Here is a 21,165-nt window from a genome sequence, read left to right on the forward strand (position 1 = left end):
CAATGGCTAAGATTTTTATTAAACAGCTAGGTAAAACCTTTGAATACACGCAAAAGAAAAACTTGCTACAGCTTTTATTAGAAAATGAAATTTTTGTGGATAATCCTTGTAATGGAAAAGGTTCCTGTGGAAAATGTAAAGTTAGACTAGTGGAAGGAAACCTTTCAGAACTTTCATCAACAGAAAGAAAGTTATTAAAAAAAGATGAAATAGAAGCAGGCATAAGGCTGTCTTGTTTAGTAGTACCAGAAGGAGATATTACAATAGAACTTCTGCAAAAGGAAAGAAAGCATAAAATACTTACCACTGGTTACATGCCTAAATTTCAGTTTAAACCAGGAATTTGCAAAAAAAGCTTTCATATAGAAAATCCTACTTTGGAAAACCAAAGTCCTTTTGAAGATTCTTTATGTCAGGTTCTTGGGACTAAAAAGGTTAATTGGCAGTTACTTAGAGACTATGAAAGTAGCTACGGAACTGTAACTGGAGTATTTAATCACTGTGAATTAATTGCTCTTGAACCAGGGGATACTACTGAACTTGTATATGGGATTGCCATTGACATTGGAACCACAACAGTGGTAGCAGCTTTAATAGATATGAACAATGGTGAGGAGCTAGCTACTGCTTCAACAATTAATCCACAAAAGAAGTTTGGGTTAGATGTATTAACTAGAATAACCTATGAATTGGAACATGCAGAAGGGGCTAAAGAAGATTTACAGAAAACTATAGTAGAGGCTATAAATGAATTGATAGAAGAGGTATGCAGTGAAGCAAAAGTAAGAAAAGAAAATATTTATGAAATTTCAGTAGCTGCAAACTGTACTATGATGCATTTTCTATTAGGTATTGATGCAACCTCAATTGGAAAGTCTCCCTATGCTCCAGTATTTGTAAAGGCAAAAAATATACAGGCAAAGGATCTTGGCATTAAAGCTGCAAAGGGGGCATGGGTATATTGCCTTCCTTCTGTATCTTCCTATATTGGAGCAGATATAGTAGCAGGTGCCTATGTTTGTGAATTGCATAAAGCTAAGGAAAACATACTATTTATAGATATAGGAACTAATGGAGAGATAGTTTTATCTAAGGGAGGAAGTTTGCTTTCCTGTTCCTGTGCAGCTGGACCAGCCTTAGAAGGAATGAATATAAGTTCAGGAATGAGAGCAGCAGAGGGAGCCATTGAAGATGTAGTAATTACAGAAAAGGGCATAGAACTTAAGGTTATAGGAGAAGAAGAACCTGTGGGAATATGTGGAAGTGGTATATTAGCTGCAATTAAAGAACTACTTAAAACAGGAATTGTAAAAAAAGATGGGGCATTTATAAAAAAGGAAAACTTAGAAGAAACTGATTATCGATACCCTATGATCCAATTAAACGGGAAGAAAAGAGAGTTTGTTTTAAAAAGCAATCCAGAACAACTGTTAATAACCCAAGGGGATATTAGGCAAGTACAATTAGCTAAAGGAGCTATTTTATCCGGTTTTCATGCCTTATTAAAACAAGCGGACATTGAAATGAAGGAACTACATAAGGTGATGATAGCTGGACAGTTTGGAGCTCACCTGCCAGCAGAAAGTCTTGTAGGTACTGGAATTTTACCAGAAGAGGTAAAGGATAAACTAGTATATGTGGGGAATTCCTCAAAGACTGGAGCATATATGGCACTTATGTCCGTTGATGTTAAGAAAGAGATAGAGGACTTAGCAGGTAAAATGGATTATATGGAGCTTGGAGCCTCAGAGGGCTATGAAAAATTATTTTCACAGTGTCTTATATTTGGAGATAAATAAAAAAAGCATTGCTTGTCATTATAATTGAAACCAATTAGGTTTATAAATATACGATGAATTAAAGTGTTTTTATCTATTAATTACAAGAGAAGGTTTGGAGAAATCCAAACCTTTTTCGTACACATTGAAAATAACTCTCATAAAGTGGAAGTTCACCCTATAATCTTAATTGAATCTTTGACTATAGGGTAAGTTTTAATTCATTATAATATATTAACATACTATAGATTTACTTACTTCATTAACTAAGTTAGAGTTCTAATTTTAGTGAAGAAACTATTTACCTATTTTTATAATAAAATACTGCAAGTTGTGTTCTATCTCTTAAACTTAATTTTTCTAAAATTATAGAAATATTATTTCTAACAGTGCCTTCACTTAAATATAATCTAGTAGCTATTTCTTTGTTACTAAGTCCCTCAGCTACAAGGGTAATTATATCTAATTCCTTTTCAGTAATTCCAGAAGCTGAAAAATCAGTTTTGTTGTTAGTGGAAATTAGGGATGGGATTTTTGAAACAATATCATCACCAAAGACACTTTGCCCCATAAATACAGCTCTAAGAGAAGGTACAATGGATTCAAAGTTCTGCTTTATAATATAGCCCTTAGCACCAATCCTCAATGCTTTAACTATATATTCATTATCTGAAAAAGTGGTGAGAAATAATATTTTTCCCTGTTTATCCTTGGTTAAAATAGATTCTGCGGCCTCAAGCCCCGTCATGGTTTCCATTCTTATATCAATTAACAAAATATCAGGCTTCAAATTATTATAAAGTTCTATAGCTTCTTTACCATTGTGACCAGTGCCTACAACGGAAATATCTTTTTCAGCTTCTAATATGGTTTTAAGAGCTACACATACTAACTTATCATCGTCTACAACAACTACTCTCATATTTTTATTTAATCCTTTCTAAATAATTATTTTTTCGGTATTGAGATGAAAATTCTAAAACCTTTATCTATGCTCACATTAACGTTGCCACCTACTGCATTAACTCTGTCTGTAATATTCTTTAGCCCTATACCATTTTCACTATTACAACTGCAGTTAGAGCCATTATCTTGTATAACCAATTGGTAGAGTGCTGGATGCTCACGAATTGTTAATGATACAGTAGTAGCATTGGAATGTTTTATAATGTTTGATAAAGCTTCTTTGGTAACAGCAATAAAGCAATACTTAATATTATTTTCAAGATTTGCATTCATATCGTATTGGAACTTAATAGGGCAAAATTTAAAATTATCAACTAGTTTTTGTATCTCAGTACCTAGTGTAATTGATTCCTCGTGCAAATTATGAACACTGTTGCGTATGCTATCCATAGCTTCGGACAGTGTGTTTTTCACAAGTGTTAAACTTTCCTTTGTTTCCTCATTTTTATTGATGGCAAGGAGTGCTCCCACTTGTAAAATAGATCTTGAAAGTAAGTGCCCCACGTTATCATGAATATCTCTTGCTATTCTATTTCGTTCTGTTACCGTGGCAAGGTTTATTTCATAATCTTGTTTTTCCATAAGTTCTTTATTTTGCTTTTCAAGCTTTATTCTCATTTCTTTAGTATCATCTTGAAGGTTATGAAAATGTTTTTCAAATTTTTCAAGAGAAACGCTACGATGTTTTAAAGTATAGGTAGCAACAATAACTGGTGCTATTAACCACTTTGAAGTAAATAGGATTTCAGTGGAGTTTATAAAAAGTGGAAGAAAGGAGAATACCCATATCAGTTTTAGCTTTAAAAATATTACATCATAACATATCAGAGGAATAAAGAATAAGAAAGCTGGTTTAAAAAAACAAGCAACCAAATAAGCAGTAAACACTGACAAGGTTATACTGTCATTTTCTAAGTAGCTTAAGAGAGCACTTAAGGCTATAGCAATTAAAATTGGCGCTATCATATATAGGTTATTAGCATTTGGCATATATAGAGTAAAACAAATAATAAAAATAACAAGTTTATCAATTAACCTCTTCATTTTATTTACCAACCTTTTTCAGTAATAGTTATTCCATAGTCTTTAACAGTTAATTTTAAAAATATAGGAAGTTATTCATTTATATATAAATTTTAACACCACATGGCTAGGTCCTCAAGCTGATTATTACATTTGTCATGGGTAACTAGGAGTTTAATCACTAACAAATTACAAATAAATGTATTATGATTAATATATAGACAAGGAAATAATTGCTTTTAGCAAATGATTTCAAAGAATTTTATTGTATTAATAATTGGAGGTATTTATATGGTAATAAAGGTTAAAAACCTAGTAAAAAGATATAATGAGTTAATAGCACTAGATCATTTAAATTTAGAAGTAAATGAAGGGGAGATTTTTGGACTCTTAGGACCAAATGGTTCTGGTAAAACCACTGCAATAAATTGTATTTTATCTTTACTTAAATATGATAAAGGCACTATAGAAATTTATAATAAACCTATGTCACCAGATGCTTACGATATTAAGAGTGACATCGGTATTATCATGCAAAATGTAGCAGTCTTTGAAGAGTTAACAGTTTTTGAAAACATTGATTATTTTTGTGGAATGTATGTTAAAGATAAAAAGAAGCGCCGCCAGTTGGTGGAAGAGGCTATAGATTTTGTTGGGTTAAAAGAATTTAGAAAGTTTTATCCTAAAAAGTTAAGTGGAGGGTTACTACGTAGATTGAATATTGCTTGTGGCATTGCTCATAAGCCAAAGCTAATTATATTAGATGAACCAACAGTTGCTGTTGACCCACAAAGTAGAAATAATATATTAGAAGGAATACAACGCCTTAATAAGGAAGGGGCAACAATTGTGTATACTTCTCACTATATGGAAGAGGTTGAGGAAATCTGCACTCGTATTGCAATTATGGACAAAGGAAAGATAATTGCTACGGGAACTAATGATGAACTTAAAGGTATGATAAACTCTGGGGAAAAGTTAACTATAGAAGTATTCAAAATGGATAATAGCATATTAGAGGGAGTCAAAAATCTTCCTAATATAGTTTCTGCTGAATATAATGAAAACTTACTTGTTGCTAAGTCAAGTAGGGGTAAAAATAATTTAGTTGCTTTACTTGATTATCTAAAATCAAAAAATATTGTAGTTGGAAAGATTTATTCAGAACCACCAACCTTAAATGATGTATTCTTAGAGATAACTGGTAAAGAGCTCAGAGATTAAAGGAGTGATATAATGGTTTTTCATAATTATATATATAGACTTAAATGTATTTTAAGGGACAAGCAAAACATGTTTTGGACTTTATTATTCCCAATACTTTTAGCTACATTGTTTAATATGGCTTTTTCAAATCTTTCAAGTGCTGAAAATTTTTCGGAAATTCAAATTGGCATAATTGAAAATGAGGAATATAAAAGAAATGCGGATTTTATTAAAACTATTGAGTCACTTTCAACGGCAAATACGACCACAGAGAATAGTAAGCTCTTTCATGTGAGTTACACAGCAAAGGAAGAGGCAGATAGACTTCTAGAGGACAATAAAATTGAAGGGTATATATTGTTTGATAATGGGATAAACCTTGTTGTAAAAAATTCAGGTATAAAACAAACTATAATAAAATCCTTCCTAGAAGATTTTAAGCAAACATCCTCTACAGTGGTAACAATTATCAATAAAAATCCTTCTGCTATGGAGAAAGGGCTTTTAAATAGTGTTTCAAATAGAAATGACTATCTTAAGGAAGTTGTAGCAGGCAAAGCTGAACCAAATAATGTTGTAATCTATTTTTACAGTTTAATTGCCATGACTTGCTTATATGGTAGCTTTTGTGGGCTTAAAGAAGTTACTGCCCTACAGGCTAATTTATCCCCACAAGGGGCAAGGGTTAACATGGCACCAACCCATAAATTAAAGGTATTTGTAGCTTCAATGCTTGCAGCAACTACAGTACAGTTAGGAATAATGCTTATTTTGATAGGCTATTTAAATTTTATTCTAAAAGTAAAATTTGGTAGTCAATTAGGATATATAGCATTAACTTGTTTAATTGGAACAATTACAGGGGTTACCTTTGGTACCTGTATTGCTTCAATAATTAAAAAAGGTGAAGGAATTAAAATTGCAATTCTAATCGGTGGTACCATGACAATGTCTTTTTTATCAGGTATGATGAATGACAAAATGAAATATATAATTAGCACTAAGGCGCCAATTATATCTTATCTTAATCCAGTAAATCTAATAACAGATTCATTCTATTCCTTATATTATTATAGTACCTATAAGCAGTTTTTTATAAATATAGCTTTACTTTGTGGCTTCTCTGTAATTTTCAGTACAATTACCTACCTGGTATTAAGGAGGCAGAAATATGCAAGTTTATAAGGCTTTTTTCAAAATAATTTTTAAAAATTTATCTCAAATAATGATTTATGTTGTAGTATTTATATCCTTAGCTATAGCTTTGGCTAATACAAGTAATCAAACTGTAAATACTGATTTCACTGAAACAAAAGTTAATATAGCATTTATAAATTATGATGGAGACTCAAAACTAGTAGAGGGGCTAAAAAATTATCTTGGAAAAAATGGCAAACTCATAGATATTCCAGATGATAATCAAAAGCTTCAAGATGCATTATTTTTCAGGCAAGTAGAATATATAGTTAAAGTACCAGAAGGGTTTACTGAAGAATTGCTAAGTGGTAAAACACCACAAATTGAAAAGACATCTCTACCAGGTTCAACAAGTGGAATATATGTTGATAGTATAATTAATAAATATTTAAATACCGCAAAAATCTACAGTTCCAATATGGAGAATTTATCAGAGGAACAGCTTATAAGTTATGTTGATAATGACTTGTTACAAAGGATTGAAGTGAAGGTAAATAATTCAGAAGAAGAAATTAGTAAAAATGAAAAGCGTGCTTTTTATTTTAATTATATGGCCTATGCATTATTTGCAGTATTAATTTTAGGTGTATGTTCAGTTATGCTTGTGTTTAACAATACAGACTTAAAAAAGAGAAATAATTGCTCACCTATAAAGCTTAGAAATATGAATTATCAAATGATACTAGCAAACTTTAGTTTTGCAATCCTTGCATGGGTAGCTATGATTTCAACAAGCTTTATTATGTATGGTAGCTATATGTTTACCGCAAAAGGCGCACTGTTTTTATTGAACTCCTTTGTGTTTACCCTTGCAGCTTTGAGTGTTAGCTATTTTATTGGTAATATTGTAAAAAGCAAGGGTGCCATGTCAGCAGCGGCAAATGTTTTTTCTTTAGGATCATGTTTTATCAGCGGAGTATTTGTTCCTCAGGAATTGTTAGGTAAAACAGTATTAAAAATAGCATCTTTTACACCAAACTATTGGTATGTTAAATCCAATAATATTATAGCTAACACCGTGAATTTTAATATGGAAAATCTTACACCAGTATTTTTAAATATGCTTATAGTAGTTGGCTTTGCTGTGGCTATACTTTCCGTAACTCTTGTAATAATCAAGCAACAAAGAGTTAGTAGTTAAACTGTAGTAATATTATTCATTTAAAATCAACACCCATCTAAGTAATATTTAAAGCATCTATCTGTAAACAAAAATAGACCTCCTTTGGTTTCTATGTAGTTTGCTAACCGCATCAGAATCAAAGGAGGTCATTAAGTTTTGATAAATCTAGATTATAAAAATAGTTTTAAAGCTATTGCATATTTGATGGTGGGTCTATAGAATCTGATTTAGCTCCAAAGCCAAAAATTTCTTGCTTTTGCATAATAAATACGGCCATTAAACCAGGAATTATTAGGTTTAAAAGCACTGATAGGCTGAATCCACTCATAACAATTGAATAAATAATGCTGATAACTATACAAGTAAAATAAGTATATACACCTAAAGATTTTCTACACAATATTAATATTATTCCTACTACAACTAAAATAGATAGTGCTAAACTTATTACTAATTGACTTGTGGTAAGGGTTGAAGCATCAATACCAGCAGTTTGTAGTTGGGCTTGAACTGTGTCCTTGGTTAACATAAGAATTACAAATCCAAAGATAGCTAAGCTTCTAAAAATAAGTTCAATAATTGATATTGTCATTATTCCTCCGCCGAGTTTGGGTTTTTGGTTATTTTCCATCATAAACATCTCCTTATAATTGTTTGTTAATTTTTTCCCATGATAATATTATAAGGTTTTTATTATATTGATACAACTCTGGTGAATTTGTTCAAATTTCAGTTTACTTTTTATATTTAAAGCAATTCAATATAGCTTAAAAGAAAAAGTGAAGTTTGACAGTTAAATGTTTTCAAGATGTCGAAAAAGAAAGAACGCTACATAAACCCACTAAAATAGGAATTTTACGTGTTAGAATTTGCGATAAATATTTATTGGCAATTAAAAATCCACATCTGTATAATGAAAATAAGGAACAAAGCATATAAACGTAAGCTAAAGTGAAAAGTAAGTAAGAGGATTTGAAGTTACATCAATTTTGTAAATAAGTGTAGTAAATTTCACAAAGGTAATCTGCAATGTTTCTAGATACCCTAAAACTCATGGCAATATAATATTAGGTAATAAATCCATATAAATAATATTAGAAGTAACAGGGTGTCTCATTTAAGTGGGGCACCCTGTTTAAAAAGTTATTTTTTATTACCTTGAAATACTAGAACACTTATCTTAGACCATGAAGGATTAAAGAGAGGAGTTAAAATTAAAAAGTTTTTACTAATTATGTATAACACCTTTGAAAGGTGCTAACTAATTTAATTTATTGAGGAGGATACTTTATGAAAAAGAAGTATATTATAATTTCTGTTATTTCCATGATTATAATCTTATCGACCTTAGGTTTTTATTTTTTGAAGAAAAGCACAAATAATACTGCTAAGGCTAAGAAGGTGGAACTATTGACTATTGCACCAAAAGAAAAAATATTTATAAATGGAGTAATTTCTCCAGAGAAAAGTGAAGATATCTTTTTAGACCCTACTAAAGGAACTGTAGATAAAACTTCAGTGAAAGATGGACAAGCTATTAAAAAGGATGAGGTATTATTTACTTATAAAAGTGAGGTAGTAAGTGAACAAATTAAGCAAGTGAATAGACAACTTTCTTCAAGTAATGCCCAAAAAAAGCAGCTAGTTGCAAAACAGGGGGAAGCAAAGAAACAGCTACTTGCTCAACAAGAACAAGCAAAGAAAAATCAAAACTTATTAGCTGGTGGTAATGATAACTTGGCTTTAAATTCTAGCTTAGCTCCAAGTGTGGATAGTCAACTAAGTGCTTATAAGGATCAAATAGATTCAGTTCAACTTCAAATTGAAACCTTTGAAAGTGAACTAAAGGGATTAAAGGAAAAAGAATTTACTACAGTTAAAGCACCTATGGATGGAAGGGTAATCTTACATGATACAAAGAGCAATCCAACATCACCATATATAACAATTGAAACCGTAACTTTTTATGTGAAGGGAAGCATTAATGAAAAGCAACAACCAAAGATAAAAGAAAATCAACCAGCGGAAATACTTATACTATCTACTAATAAAGCTGTAAGTGGAAAAATAACTTCCATAGGAAATAGACCTACAGCGCCTCAGATTTCTGCACAAGCTATAACTGGTGGTGGAGGAGACTCCAATATATCTTACTACACTGTAAATATAGCTTTTGATTCACAAGAGGGATTAACAAATGGGTTCCATGTGCAAGCTAGCATTAAATTAGATGAGGAAGCAATAAAGATACCTAAAACCGCTATTTTAAAGGAAAACGATAAGAGTTATGTTTTTAAGGCAGTGGATAATAAACTAACTAAGCAAGAAATCACATATACTGAAAGTGATTCAAAGGAAGTAGTTATAAATTCAGGCTTGCAGGAAAATGATGTAGTAGTAACTAACCCAAGGGAAGATATGAAAGAAGGTAATCCTGTTGAGTAAAGTTATAGAGCTAAAGAGTATTAATAAGTATTATAAACTGAGAGAGGGTAGACTACATGCCCTTAAAAATATTGATTTAACCATAGAACAAGGAGACTTTTTAATGATTATGGGGAAGTCTGGGAGTGGAAAAACTACTCTTTTAAATCTTCTTGGATTTCTTGATAGCTTTGAAGAGGGTAACTATATATTTAATGGGGAAGATGTTACTCACTTAAATGAAAACCAAAGGTCTGAGCTAAGAAATAACTATATGGGATTTATTTTCCAACAGTTTCACTTAATAGAATCTCTAACTATTGGTCAAAATGTGGAGCTTCCTTTAGTTTATAAGGGAAATGTATCGCATAAGGAAAGGACAAGACTTACTGAAAAGTATTTAGATATTGTAGGATTATTGAACAAGAAACAACAAAGGCCTACAGAACTTTCAGGGGGACAGCAGCAACGTATTGCCATTGCTAGGGCCTTAATAAATGACCCTTATGTTATTTTTGCAGATGAGCCTACAGGAGCTTTGGATAGTGAAACAGGAGAAGATATTATGAACATACTAAAAAAGCTCAATGAGGAAAAGAAAACTATTATAATGGTTACCCATGATGAGGACTTAACGAAATATGCTAATAAAGTAATTCGTATAAAGGATGGGGTAATGGCAAAGGTGGAGTTAAAATGTCAATAATAGATTTATTAAAAACTTCTGTCTATAGCATGAAATCACACAAACTAAGAGTTTTCCTCACTATGATAGGTATAATTATTGGAATAAGCTCTGTAGTAACAATACTATCCATAGGTAATGGACTAAAGGCAGAGGTTAATAAATCAGTGGAGGATACTAGTTCAAATAAAGTGAATGTACTATTTCAACCAGAAAATATGGGAGCAGATATGACCCTGATGGAACCCTTCGAGGAATCGGATATTTACTCTCTTCAAAAGATTGATGGGGTTCAAAAGGTAGAAAAAAGTAAAAGCGCCTTTGCAGGGTTTAGCTTTTCTACAGCACAAGGTACTTACTTTGACAAAACTGTAATGCTTGTGCTAAGTGAGTATAAGGATCAAAAGCTAAATATTGAACATGGACGTACTATTAAGCCGGAAGAGAAGTCTAGAAAGTTAATAGTTTTAGACAAGAGAAACGCAAAAGAGGTTTTTGGTAATCCTGAAAATGCAATTGGTAGAGGAATAACTCTTAATGGTATAACCCATGAGGTGGTAGGAGTATTAGGGGAAGAAAGTGCGTTTTCACTAACGGGTGGAACTAGCTATGTATCTAAGGAGTCCATGGAAGATATGAGTGCTGATACTACAATTTCAAGCATTGATGTTTATGTTAAGCCTGATGCAGATAGGGAAAAAGTCCTTACAGAGGTAAAAAAGGAACTTGCTTTAAGTCATCCTACTCTAAAAGGAAAATATGAAACTCAAGATCCTCAGGCAATAACCAAGGCTTTTGAAAAGATTATTGGAGGATTAACCACCTTCGTAGCTTTAGTAACAGGTATTTCTTTATTCGTTGGGGGAATTGGGGTTATGAACATCATGTATGTATCTGTTTCTGAGAGAAAGAGGGAAATTGGTATAAGAAGAGCCATTGGAGGAAAACCAATAAGCATACTACTTCAATTCTTATTTGAAGCTATTATGGTTACAGGAACAGGGGGACTAATTGGTATCTTATGCGGATATTTATTTGGAAAGCTAGCAGGGGTTTTTATGCCTTTCAAACCAGTACTCACTGTAGGAAGCTTTGCAGGAGCAACACTTACTTCTGTTATAGTAGGGATTGTATTCGGTATAATACCAGCCTATAATGCTTCAAAACTAGACCCAATCAAGGCAATTTATAAGTAAAACTAAAATTTTTACTAGGGCTATAATCCCTAAGAGGACTGTAGTAAAATAAATATTAATTAACTTAATACTAATCAAGCCATGCATAATAGAAGAATTTGCCTTCTATTTACGCATGGCTTTCGTACTATTTAGGGCTCTATGTGCTATGCAACACCCTTTTTTTATATCAAACTTTAAAATTATAAAAACTTAACAAAAATTATAGGTTTGTTTTTTCCGCTTTATGGATTTCATAAGCCTTGTCTTTAGGAAGCTTAGTTGAAACTATAAAAGCAATAAGAATAAAAGATATAATTAATCCTACAACTCCAATCCATCCATAATTAGTCCAGAAAGTACCTGCAGAAGTACCACCTACACTTGATCCTATATAGTAAAAGAAAAGATAAAGAGAAGAAGCTTGTGCTTTATCGTGACTTGCAAGATGACCTACCCAGCTGCTAGCAATAGAATGGCCACCAAAGAAGCCAAAGGTTAGCAGAGCTATACCTAGAATTTTTAAGGCTATATTTATGCTTAAAGTTATTCCTATTCCAGTAAGCATTATTAAAAAAGCTATTCTTAATACCTTTTGCTTTCCATAGTTATCTGCAAGATGTCCCATCCAAGTTGAGCTAAAGGTTCCACAAAGATAAAGTACAAAAATAAAGCTTACTAAGGTAGGGCTTAGAGAGTAGGGGGGAGCAATTAACTGAAACCCTATGTAATTATATAAAGATACTAAGCAGCCTAGTAATAAGAAGCCAGTGATAAAAAGGCAGAGCAAGTTAGAATTCTTTAAATGATTCACCATGGATTTAGTCAATTTCTTCATGTTCAAAGTTCTTGGAGTAAAGTGTTTTGAAGGTGGAAGTTGAACATAGAACAATACACTAGAGATTAGACTTAATGCACCTATACTACAAAGGGCGATACGCCAATTGAATAAATCAGTAAAAATCCCTATGGTTATACGTCCAAACATACCTCCTAGAGAATTACCACTAATGAACATTCCCATGGCAATGCCAAGACTTTTCTCTTCAATTTCTTCTCCTAAATAAGCCATGGCAATTGCAGATAATCCAGATAAAACAAAGCCTTGGAGTATACGCAAGACAATAAGGTAATGAAAACTTGGAACAAAAGCCGTAAGCATGGCAAGGATCGAAGCTGAAAACATGGAAAAGGTCATTACTGATTTTCTTCCCAAGGCTTCAGACAAAGAACCTACTATAAGTAGACTTATTGCCAATGAAATTGTGGTAACAGAGAGTGACAGGCTAGCTGTTGTGGGGGAAATATTAAATTCTTTAGAAAGGTATGGAAGTATGGGTTGGGTACTATATAAAACTGCAAAGGTACAGAAACCACCAGCAAATAATGCTGCATTTGCCTTTCTAAATTCTTTTGAGCCTTTTTCAATATAATTCATATTTTTTTCACCTCTAGTTTTAAGTATAGGGATAAAAAGTGAAAACTTAATTTGTGTAAAAAGTTATCTTTACATTACTAAGGCTTTTAAGATAAATAAAACTAATTTTCACCTTTATAAACTCATAATAAATTCATTTATAGCTATTATAATTTATAGGGAATGAAAACTGAGACTTAACTAAAACATGGTTTTCACCGTGTTTTAACAAATTCTTGGTAAAATCCATCTTTATACTAAACTTATATATTCTTTAAGTCAAATGGCATATAGATGTAACTATCAGTATATTTAGTGATAATTTACCATGTAGTTTAATCTAGTGACTTTCACACAAAAAGCTGAAAGATTACTATTTATTATGTCTATGGGAAGTGAGGTAAGTATTTGAATTTATTATACATAGCTAATTTTATACTATGTAAATTTATAGTGCTATATAATGGACATGATGATTTTAATATGGAGGTTGCTATGAATAAGCAGGAAATATTTATTACTATAAAAAACAGTTTGGTAGAAATGGAAGAGGAGAAGGTAGTTGAGCTTTGTGAAGAAACCTTAAAGCAAGACATACCAGCCTATGAAACCATAACAGAGGCATTAATACCTGGAATGGATGAGGTAAGCAAGCTTTTTGAGGAAGAAGAATATTTTCTTCCAGAGGTTTTGATTTGTGCAGATGCTATGAATGCAGGTTTAGAGGTAGTAAAGCCTTACTTAGATAAAAATAGTATAGAAAAGCCCATTAAAGTTGTCCTTGGCGTGGTTGAAGGGGATACCCACGATATTGGAAAGACCTTAGTAAAGATAATGATGGAATCAGGTGGAATAGAGGTATACGACCTTGGAAGAGATGTACCGCTTAATCAATTTATTGAGAAAGCTGAAGAAGTTGGTGCAGATTTTATTGGCATGTCAACTTTAATGACCACTACCATGGGAGGTATGGAAATTGTAATTAATAAGTTGAAGGAGAAAAATATTAGAGACAAATACAAAGTGTTAATTGGTGGAGGTCCCATATCTCAAAACTATGCTAATAGAATTGGTGCAGATTTATACACAAAGGATGCCAATGAAGCTGTTAGAAAAATAAAAGAAATCATGAGTAATTAAAAACATGAATAAAGAGAATCTAAATTATTAAGTTGTAAAGGAGAGAGTCCTATTGTTTAAAGAAGAAATGACTCCAAGGGAAAGAATGGATGCTTTCTCAAAAGGTGAGGAAATTGATCGTGTAATTTGTGTGCCAGATATGGGAGTAACTATGGCACCTTTTATTGGAGCAAAAACTAGTGATTACTATTATTCAGCAGAGTTAATGGCAAACTTAGAAATTGCACTTTTTAATAAATTAGGCCATGATAGTGTGGGGATTTCCACAAGTCTCAGAGGCGTTGCAGAGGCTATGGGTTCTAAAATTGCCTATCCTGATTATAATATTTCATATCTACTAGAGCCTGCTGCTAAATCGGTTAATGAAATTGAAGGCTTAAAGGTAGCTAATCCTTTAAGGGATGGAAGATTACCAATCTTACTACAAGCATTAAGATTGACAAAAGATGCTTTGATAAAGCAAGTTGATGTAGGAGCTGCAATGTCTGGTCCTTTTAGTGTGGCTGCATCTGTGGTGGGAACTGAGAATTTATTAAAGTGGATGATAAAATATCCTAAAAAGGTACATACCTTAATGGAAATAGTAACAGAATCAAATAATAGATATATAGAAGAAGTAGCAAAACTAGGGTTATCCATCGGTTTTGCAGATCCAGTTTCATCAACAAGCCTAATTAGTCCAAGACTTTTTAGAGAGTTTTCACTGCCTTATCTTAAGAAGAATGCAGAGAAAATCAAAGAAACCACGGGAAGTACTCCAGGTATACATATCTGTGGACGAAGCAAAGAAATTTGGCAGGACGTAGTTGATATAGGTATATCAAACTTTAGTATAGATAATGTAGAAGACTTAGAAGAAGCTAAGAAAATAATGGGACAAAGAGTTATAATTACAGGTAATGTGCCACCAGTAGATGTGGTGCATTTAGGAACTAAAGAGGAGATTTTTGACTCAGTAAAAGATTCTATAAGAAAAGGTTATAATTCCCCAAAGGGGTTTATTTTAAGTACAGGTTGTCAAATTCCAATGAACACTCCAATTGAGAAGGTTGAAATGTTTATGGAGGCAGCTAAAATTTATGGTACATATCCATTGAATTTATAAAAAATTGATATAGAAATATTTAACGCTGATACATCAAGAAAGAATAAAAGAGAAAGTTAAGTAAGGTGTTCACTCTTACTTAACCTTCTCTTTTTCTTTGCAATTAATTTTATTCAATATAAAATTAATTGATTTTGGATAGCCTAAGTAAGTAGAGTAATTTAGTAATTTAGTAATGATTAAGGAGAATTTGTACAATATAATGAAACAGAATAAATTTATGTGGCTAAAAAAGATTAATTCACCAATGATATTTCAAGGGGATATTAAAAGAAAAAATTATTTTGAAGGTTGGTACTATAGACAGGTTTCAAAAGATAGAAAAAAGGTAGCATGTTTTATACCAGGAATTAGCCTAACAGCTGAGGAGGCTCACAGTTTTGTTCAATATATTTATGTGTATGAAAGTGCCACGGGTAAAAAACAAGTAAAAACAGGTTACGTAAAATATCCAATAGAAGCCTTTAAATATCGGGACATTCCTTTCAAAGTAGAAATAGGAAATAATGTTTTCACAGAAGAAAAAATTGAGGTAAATTTAGTTCACAAGGATGCAATTATAATGGGAAATCTTAATTTAGGAACCTTTATGCCTATTAAGAAGTCCACTTTAATGCCAAATATAATGGGATACTTTGCTTACATTCCTAATATGGAGTGCAACCATGGAGTTATTAGCATGAACCATAGAGTATGTGGAAAGCTTAGAATTAATAATGAGGAAATAGATTTTAATAATGGAAAAGGTTACTTAGAAAAAGATTGGGGAACTTCTTTTCCTAAAGAGTATATATGGATACAGTGTAACAATTTCAGCAATGAGAGCGTAAGTTTATTTTGCTCCATAGCACACATTCCATTTTTAAAGGGAAGTTTTACAGGATTTATATGTAATTTAGTAGTTGTGGACTCAGAATATAGATTTGCTACTTACAATAACAGTAATGCAATAATTAAAAATGTAAGTAACAATAGGGTGACAATATCATTAGAAAATCATAAGGCTAAACTAGAAATTCAGGCAATAATTAAAGATTCAGGTGAACTTATTGCTCCTAAGCTAGGAAAAATGGGAGAAAAAATCAAAGAAGAATCAGCTGGACAGGTAAAAATAAAACTATATGATAAGGTGAATAAAAGCAGCTTGGAGGAACAAGGGTACATGGCAGGTATTGAAATTGTAGGGTATGAGAGCTAAGACAGTAGTATAGAAAGGTTAAGTTTTGGATTTAGGTTAAAACCATAAAACTGATAGATTTCCTATTAGTTTTTATGGTTACAAATTAATAAAATGTTGAATGATGTCAAAAAAGATTGAAATATAGAAAATAAACAAAAAAATATATTATAATACAATTAAAGCATGTTAAGTTTTATACTTTTTTTACGAGAATTAAATCTAATTAATAATATTTCAAAACAATAAAAGTTCATGGCTTTAGAAGACATGTGAGAGTAAGTGAAAAAAAGTGTTGTATAGAGGGTGTTTAAATGAATGTAAGAAACAAAGTAATATTAATATTAATTACCACTACAGTTTTTATTGTTTTATTTAGTAGATTTTCACTGAAGGGGTTTTTTTCAAATTATCTTGAAAAGCAGGAGGAAATTCAAGTTAACTCAATAAGATGGAATATAGAGGCTTTTCTAAAAGAAAAAATGGACAAGTATAGCGGTGTCCTAAATGACTGGGCACATTGGGATGATACTTATGAATATATAGGAAATAAATACCCAACTTTTACTGAAGAAAATTTAAATGATGATACTTTTATAAATCTTGAAGTTAACTTTGTTATTATTGCTGAAAAGAATGATTTAATTAAAAGCAAACAATATTATAATTTAAAAAATAAAGCTTTTGAGGAGTTTCCAATTAATATTGATAAAGAAATAGGTGGAATTTTAAAAATGTGTAAAACTAAGGATGATACTTCAGCCGTTATGAAACTAGGAGATGAATTTTATTTCATTACTAGTTCAGAAATCACTGATTCTATGAAGACTAAAGAGTCAGTGGGGAGGATGGTTTTCGGAAGACTAATCGACGAGGAAATGGTTAAAACCTTAGAAAAAATAGCAGATAGTAAAATTTCCTTTTCCACAATAGAAATAGATGATGAGTACTTAGTAAAGGAAAAAATTAAAGAGAATAGTGATAATCAATTGTTAACATTAATTGAATCACAAAAATATAGGAATACCATGGATATGAAATTTATGCTACAAAATGACTTTCATGGAAATTATCCTGTTATAATTAAATTAAATATGAATAGAACTTTATTTTCAGGAGGCATGAAACAAATACATAAATTTATATTAAGTTATATAGAAGTTATGTTACTGATTTCAGGAATAGTTTTTAGTCTTCTTGGAAGATATATATCTATGCCTTTTACAAAGCTAATTGATGAGGTTAAAGTTATAGAACTTGGTAAAGGTGAAGTTAAAAAGCTAAAAGTTTCTGGCAAGGATGAATTTGCTTTTTTGAGAAGTTCAATAAATAACATGTTAAGCAGAATAGAAGTTGAACAATATAAGGTAAGGGAAAATAGAGAGAAGCTGTATGCTACCCTGACTTCTGTAGGGGATGGTGTCATAGCTGTTGATAAAAACAGGAATGTAACCTTTATAAATCCAGTGGCAGAGGAACTTACAGGGTGGTGTAATGAGGAAGCAATGGGACATAACCTAGAAACCATTTTTAAGGTTATTTATGGAAACACAAGAGAGACAGTAAAAATCCCTTCACAGGAAAGTACGGAAGAGGAGCGTGCTACTGACTTAGATAATAATAAAATTTTAATTTCTAAGGATGGTTATGAGAGAGTTATTGAAAATACCCTATCACCTATTAAGGATAAGTCAGGAAGTACCATAGGAATGGTGCTAGTTTTTAGAGATTGTAGTGAAAAAAATGAAAAGAGAAAGGAAATTGAATTTTTAAGTTACCATGATCAATTAACAGGTTTGTATAATAGAAGATATTTTGAAAAAGAGCTAAAAGTATTGAATAGCAAGGAAACCTTGCCATTATCAATTGTTTTTGCTGATGTGAATGGATTAAAAACTATAAATGATGCTTTTGGTCATAGATATGGTGATATGCTTCTTCAACAGGTTGCAGAAGTACTTAAAAAGGAATTTAGGCAAGGGGATACTATATGTAGAACAGGGGGAGATGAATTTATTATCTTGCTTCCCAAAGCAGAAAAAGCATTATCACAAAAATTAATAAATCAGGCTAAAGAGAAGCTTGAGGAAAAAGCCATAATGAATATCATTATCACCGCTTCTTTTGGTTGCGATACAAAGATGCATGAAAATGAAGATATATGGAAAGTTGTAAAAAATGCAGAGGATCTCATGTATCAGAGAAAGATTTTCTACAGTTCCAGCAGACGTAGTGAGGTTATAAAATCTATTCTTAATACACTTTACTTAAAAACCCCAAGGGAGGATGCTCACTCTAAAAGAGTTAGTGTAATATGTGAGGCTATGGGAAAAGCTTATAATTTGACAGATGATGAAATAAAAGAACTAAGACTGGCGGGGGAGCTTCATGATATAGGTAAAATTGCAGTGGATGAGGTTATCTTAGACAAGCCCGACAAGCTAGCTCAAGAGGAATGGGAGCAAATAAGAAGACATCCTGAAACCGGGTATAGACTTCTTGCTACCTCAAGTAGGTATTATGATATTGCTGAGTATGTTCTTGCTCACCATGAAAAATGGGATGGTACAGGTTATCCAAGGGGATTAAGAGGAGAAGAAATTCCCTGGAAGGCAAGAATAATTAGTATTGCAGATTCCTTTGATGCAATGACCTGTGAAAGACCTTATAGAAAGTCTTTAACCGAAGAAGAAGCTGTTATAGAAATTAAAAACAGTGCTGGAAAGCAATTTGATCCAGAAATTGCAAGAGTCTTTGTGGAAAAGGTTTTAGGTAGTACTTGGTAACTCTTTTTTATATCATGTTAGCATAGGATTTAATGAATTTTTTTATGAAAGGTTCTTTTTTAGAGAGAAATTAATATAAATATATAAATAGAAAGTTTTCAAAGTTGTAACAAATTTAAAAGAAAATTCAAAATTCTATTGAAAAAGGTGAAAATACTATATATAATTAATTTAAGATGTAAATTGGCTGAGAAAAGAGAGCCGTATTAAAGCAGGAGAATCATATCTCTGTTTTAATGCGGCTTTTTATTCTAATTTAGTATACTTTTCTAAAATATAGAATTATTTTAGAAAAATATACTAAATACATCAGAAACCACATATTATTTTTATTATAATTTACTATAGGGTGAATGAAACTTTTACATTTAAAGAAATTAAATCACTACATAATCACTTCTATTTATGACTATTCATAAATGGAATATATATATTATAAGGGGGACTTATTATGGCAAAGTATATTATGGCCTTGGATCAAGGTACAACTAGCTCAAGAGCAATTTTATTCAATGAAAAGGGTGACATTGTTAGTGTGGCACAAAAAGAGTTTAAGCAGATTTATCCTAAGGGAGGCTGGGTAGAGCATGATCCAATGGAAATATGGTCAAGCCAGTTTAGTGTTGCGGCAGAAGCTATGGCTAGAATAAATGCAGAGGGAACAGACATAGCAGCTGTGGGAATTACAAACCAAAGGGAAACTACTGTAGTTTGGGACAAGAGGACTGGAATACCAGTTTATAATGCTATAGTTTGGCAGTGTAGAAGAACTTCTGGGACTTGTGATGAATTAAAGGCAAAGGGTTTTGACACTGTTGTTAAGGATAAAACAGGTCTTGTATTAGATGCTTATTTTTCAGGAACAAAAATTAAATGGATACTTGATAATGTACCAGGAGCTAGAGAAGAAGCTGAAAAAGGTAATCTTATATTTGGAAACATAGATACTTGGCTTATTTGGCAGTTAACTAAAGGTAAGGTTCATGTAACCGATTGCACCAATGCATCAAGAACAATGCTTTATAATATATACGACTTACAATGGGATGAAGAAATTTTAAAAGAATTAAATATACCTAAGTCAATGCTTCCAGAAGTTAAACCATCAAGTTATGTATATGGACATACAGACTCAGCTTTATTTGGAACTGAAGTTCCAATTGCAGGAGCAGCAGGAGATCAGCAGGCAGCTTTATTTGGTCAAACTTGTTTCCAACCAGGAACTGCTAAGAATACCTACGGTACAGGATGTTTTATGCTTATGAATACTGGTGAAAAAGCAGTTAAATCTAAAAATGGGTTATTAACAACTATAGCTTGGGGTGTTGATGGCAAGGTTGAATATGCTCTTGAAGGAAGTATTTTCGCGGCTGGTGCTTCAATACAGTGGTTAAGAGATGAGCTTAGAATGATAAAAGATGCTGCTGATTCAGAAGCATATGCTACAGCAGTAGAAGATACTAATGGAGTTTATATGGTTCCAGCCTTCGTAGGACTTGGGGCTCCATACTGGGATCAATATGCAAGAGGAACAATTGTAGGACTTACAAGAGGAGCTAAGAAGGAGCACTTTATAAGAGCTACTCTTGAATCTTTAGCTTATCAAACCTATGATGTATTAAAAGCTATGCAAGAGGATTCAGGAATAACTTTAAAGGCATTAAAAGTTGATGGTGGAGCTTGTGCAAACAACTTCTTAATGCAGTTCCAATCAGATATACTTGGAGTTCAAGTTGATAGACCACAGGTAATTGAAACCACAGCATTAGGAGCAGCTTACCTTGCAGGACTTGCAGTTGGATACTGGTCAAGTAAAGAAGAGGTTGCAGAAAACTGGGCTATATCAAGAACCTTTAAACCAGAAATGACTAATGAAAAGAGCGAAACTTTGTTAGAAGGATGGCATGAAGCTGTTGGTAGATCTTTAGGTTGGGTAAAAGAAAGATAATAATTTGAGGGGATG

Annotated in this window: 16 protein-coding genes; 12 read left to right on the forward strand and 4 right to left on the reverse strand. The window is 32.1% G+C overall.

The genetic code is table 11. From position 1 onward, the window contains the following. Positions 1–2 precede the first annotated feature (2 nt). On the forward strand, positions 3–1,799 hold the full coding sequence (locus tag C661_RS0104840) for an ASKHA domain-containing protein (RefSeq protein WP_017414180.1): 1,797 nt from the start codon (positions 3–5) through the stop codon (positions 1,797–1,799). Positions 1,800–2,079: 280 nt separating this feature from the next. On the opposite strand, the gene C661_RS0104845 is transcribed toward C661_RS0104840, so the two are convergent. Both C661_RS0104845 and C661_RS23905 read right to left on the reverse strand, forming a co-directional pair. After that, complete coding sequence (locus tag C661_RS0104845; protein ID WP_017414181.1) at positions 2,080–2,700, reverse strand: response regulator; 621 nt, start codon at positions 2,698–2,700, stop codon at positions 2,080–2,082. A gap of 26 nt (positions 2,701–2,726) precedes the next feature. Next, positions 2,727–3,788, reverse strand: coding sequence for a sensor histidine kinase (locus C661_RS23905; RefSeq protein WP_017414182.1), 1,062 nt, complete (start codon positions 3,786–3,788; stop codon positions 2,727–2,729). Positions 3,789–4,058: 270 nt separating this feature from the next. Between C661_RS23905 and C661_RS0104855 the strand changes: the two genes are divergently transcribed. From C661_RS0104855 to C661_RS0104865, 3 genes are read left to right on the forward strand one after another with little or no spacing between them, the layout of a single operon-like run. Then, on the forward strand, positions 4,059–4,991 hold the full coding sequence (locus tag C661_RS0104855; protein ID WP_017414183.1) for an ABC transporter ATP-binding protein: 933 nt from the start codon (positions 4,059–4,061) through the stop codon (positions 4,989–4,991). A gap of 12 nt (positions 4,992–5,003) precedes the next feature. Beyond that, entirely contained in the window at positions 5,004–6,158 is a 1,155-nt protein-coding gene (locus tag C661_RS0104860) for an ABC transporter permease (protein WP_017414184.1), read from the forward strand. Then, the gene (locus C661_RS0104865) at positions 6,145–7,311 is read left to right on the forward strand and encodes an ABC transporter permease (RefSeq protein WP_017414185.1); all 1,167 of its coding nucleotides are present in this window, start codon (positions 6,145–6,147) and stop codon (positions 7,309–7,311) included. Before C661_RS0104860 ends, C661_RS0104865 begins: the two co-directional genes overlap by 14 nt. A gap of 172 nt (positions 7,312–7,483) precedes the next feature. On the opposite strand, the gene C661_RS0104870 is transcribed toward C661_RS0104865, so the two are convergent. Beyond that, positions 7,484–7,927 (reverse strand): hypothetical protein, encoded by a 444-nt coding sequence (locus C661_RS0104870; RefSeq protein WP_242825976.1) that lies wholly within the window; start codon positions 7,925–7,927, stop codon positions 7,484–7,486. A gap of 656 nt (positions 7,928–8,583) precedes the next feature. Between C661_RS0104870 and C661_RS0104875 the strand changes: the two genes are divergently transcribed. From C661_RS0104875 to C661_RS0104885, 3 genes are read left to right on the forward strand one after another with little or no spacing between them, the layout of a single operon-like run. Continuing rightward, complete coding sequence (locus C661_RS0104875) at positions 8,584–9,738, forward strand: efflux RND transporter periplasmic adaptor subunit (RefSeq protein WP_017414187.1); 1,155 nt, start codon at positions 8,584–8,586, stop codon at positions 9,736–9,738. Beyond that, a complete protein-coding gene (locus C661_RS0104880; protein WP_017414188.1) occupies positions 9,731–10,423 on the forward strand; it encodes an ABC transporter ATP-binding protein in 693 nt (230 codons plus the stop codon). Before C661_RS0104875 ends, C661_RS0104880 begins: the two co-directional genes overlap by 8 nt. Next, positions 10,414–11,598 carry an ABC transporter permease gene (locus C661_RS0104885; protein ID WP_017414189.1) on the forward strand — a complete coding sequence of 395 codons (1,185 nt, stop codon included), beginning with the start codon at positions 10,414–10,416 and terminating at the stop codon, positions 11,596–11,598. Before C661_RS0104880 ends, C661_RS0104885 begins: the two co-directional genes overlap by 10 nt. A gap of 202 nt (positions 11,599–11,800) precedes the next feature. On the opposite strand, the gene C661_RS21360 is transcribed toward C661_RS0104885, so the two are convergent. Continuing rightward, a complete protein-coding gene (locus C661_RS21360) occupies positions 11,801–13,015 on the reverse strand; it encodes an MFS transporter (protein WP_050551816.1) in 1,215 nt (404 codons plus the stop codon). Positions 13,016–13,489: 474 nt separating this feature from the next. Between C661_RS21360 and C661_RS0104895 the strand changes: the two genes are divergently transcribed. The 5 genes from C661_RS0104895 (at position 13,490) to glpK (ending at position 21,150) form a co-directional block, all read left to right on the forward strand. Further along, on the forward strand, positions 13,490–14,134 hold the full coding sequence (locus C661_RS0104895) for a corrinoid protein (protein ID WP_026050938.1): 645 nt from the start codon (positions 13,490–13,492) through the stop codon (positions 14,132–14,134). Between the two features lie 52 nt (positions 14,135–14,186). After that, complete coding sequence (locus tag C661_RS0104900) at positions 14,187–15,239, forward strand: methylcobamide--CoM methyltransferase (RefSeq protein WP_017414193.1); 1,053 nt, start codon at positions 14,187–14,189, stop codon at positions 15,237–15,239. A gap of 202 nt (positions 15,240–15,441) precedes the next feature. Next, complete coding sequence (locus C661_RS0104905) at positions 15,442–16,437, forward strand: tocopherol cyclase family protein (RefSeq protein ID WP_017414194.1); 996 nt, start codon at positions 15,442–15,444, stop codon at positions 16,435–16,437. A gap of 293 nt (positions 16,438–16,730) precedes the next feature. Beyond that, a complete protein-coding gene (locus C661_RS22645) occupies positions 16,731–19,202 on the forward strand; it encodes an HD domain-containing phosphohydrolase (protein WP_017414195.1) in 2,472 nt (823 codons plus the stop codon). A gap of 451 nt (positions 19,203–19,653) precedes the next feature. Continuing rightward, positions 19,654–21,150: a glycerol kinase GlpK gene (glpK, locus tag C661_RS0104915; protein ID WP_017414196.1), complete on the forward strand. Its 1,497-nt coding sequence runs from the start codon at positions 19,654–19,656 to the stop codon at positions 21,148–21,150. Positions 21,151–21,165 lie beyond the last annotated feature (15 nt).

This window comes from Clostridium tunisiense TJ, assembly GCF_000300195.1.
In the GTDB taxonomy this organism is placed as follows: domain Bacteria; phylum Bacillota; class Clostridia; order Clostridiales; family Clostridiaceae; genus Clostridium_J; species Clostridium_J tunisiense.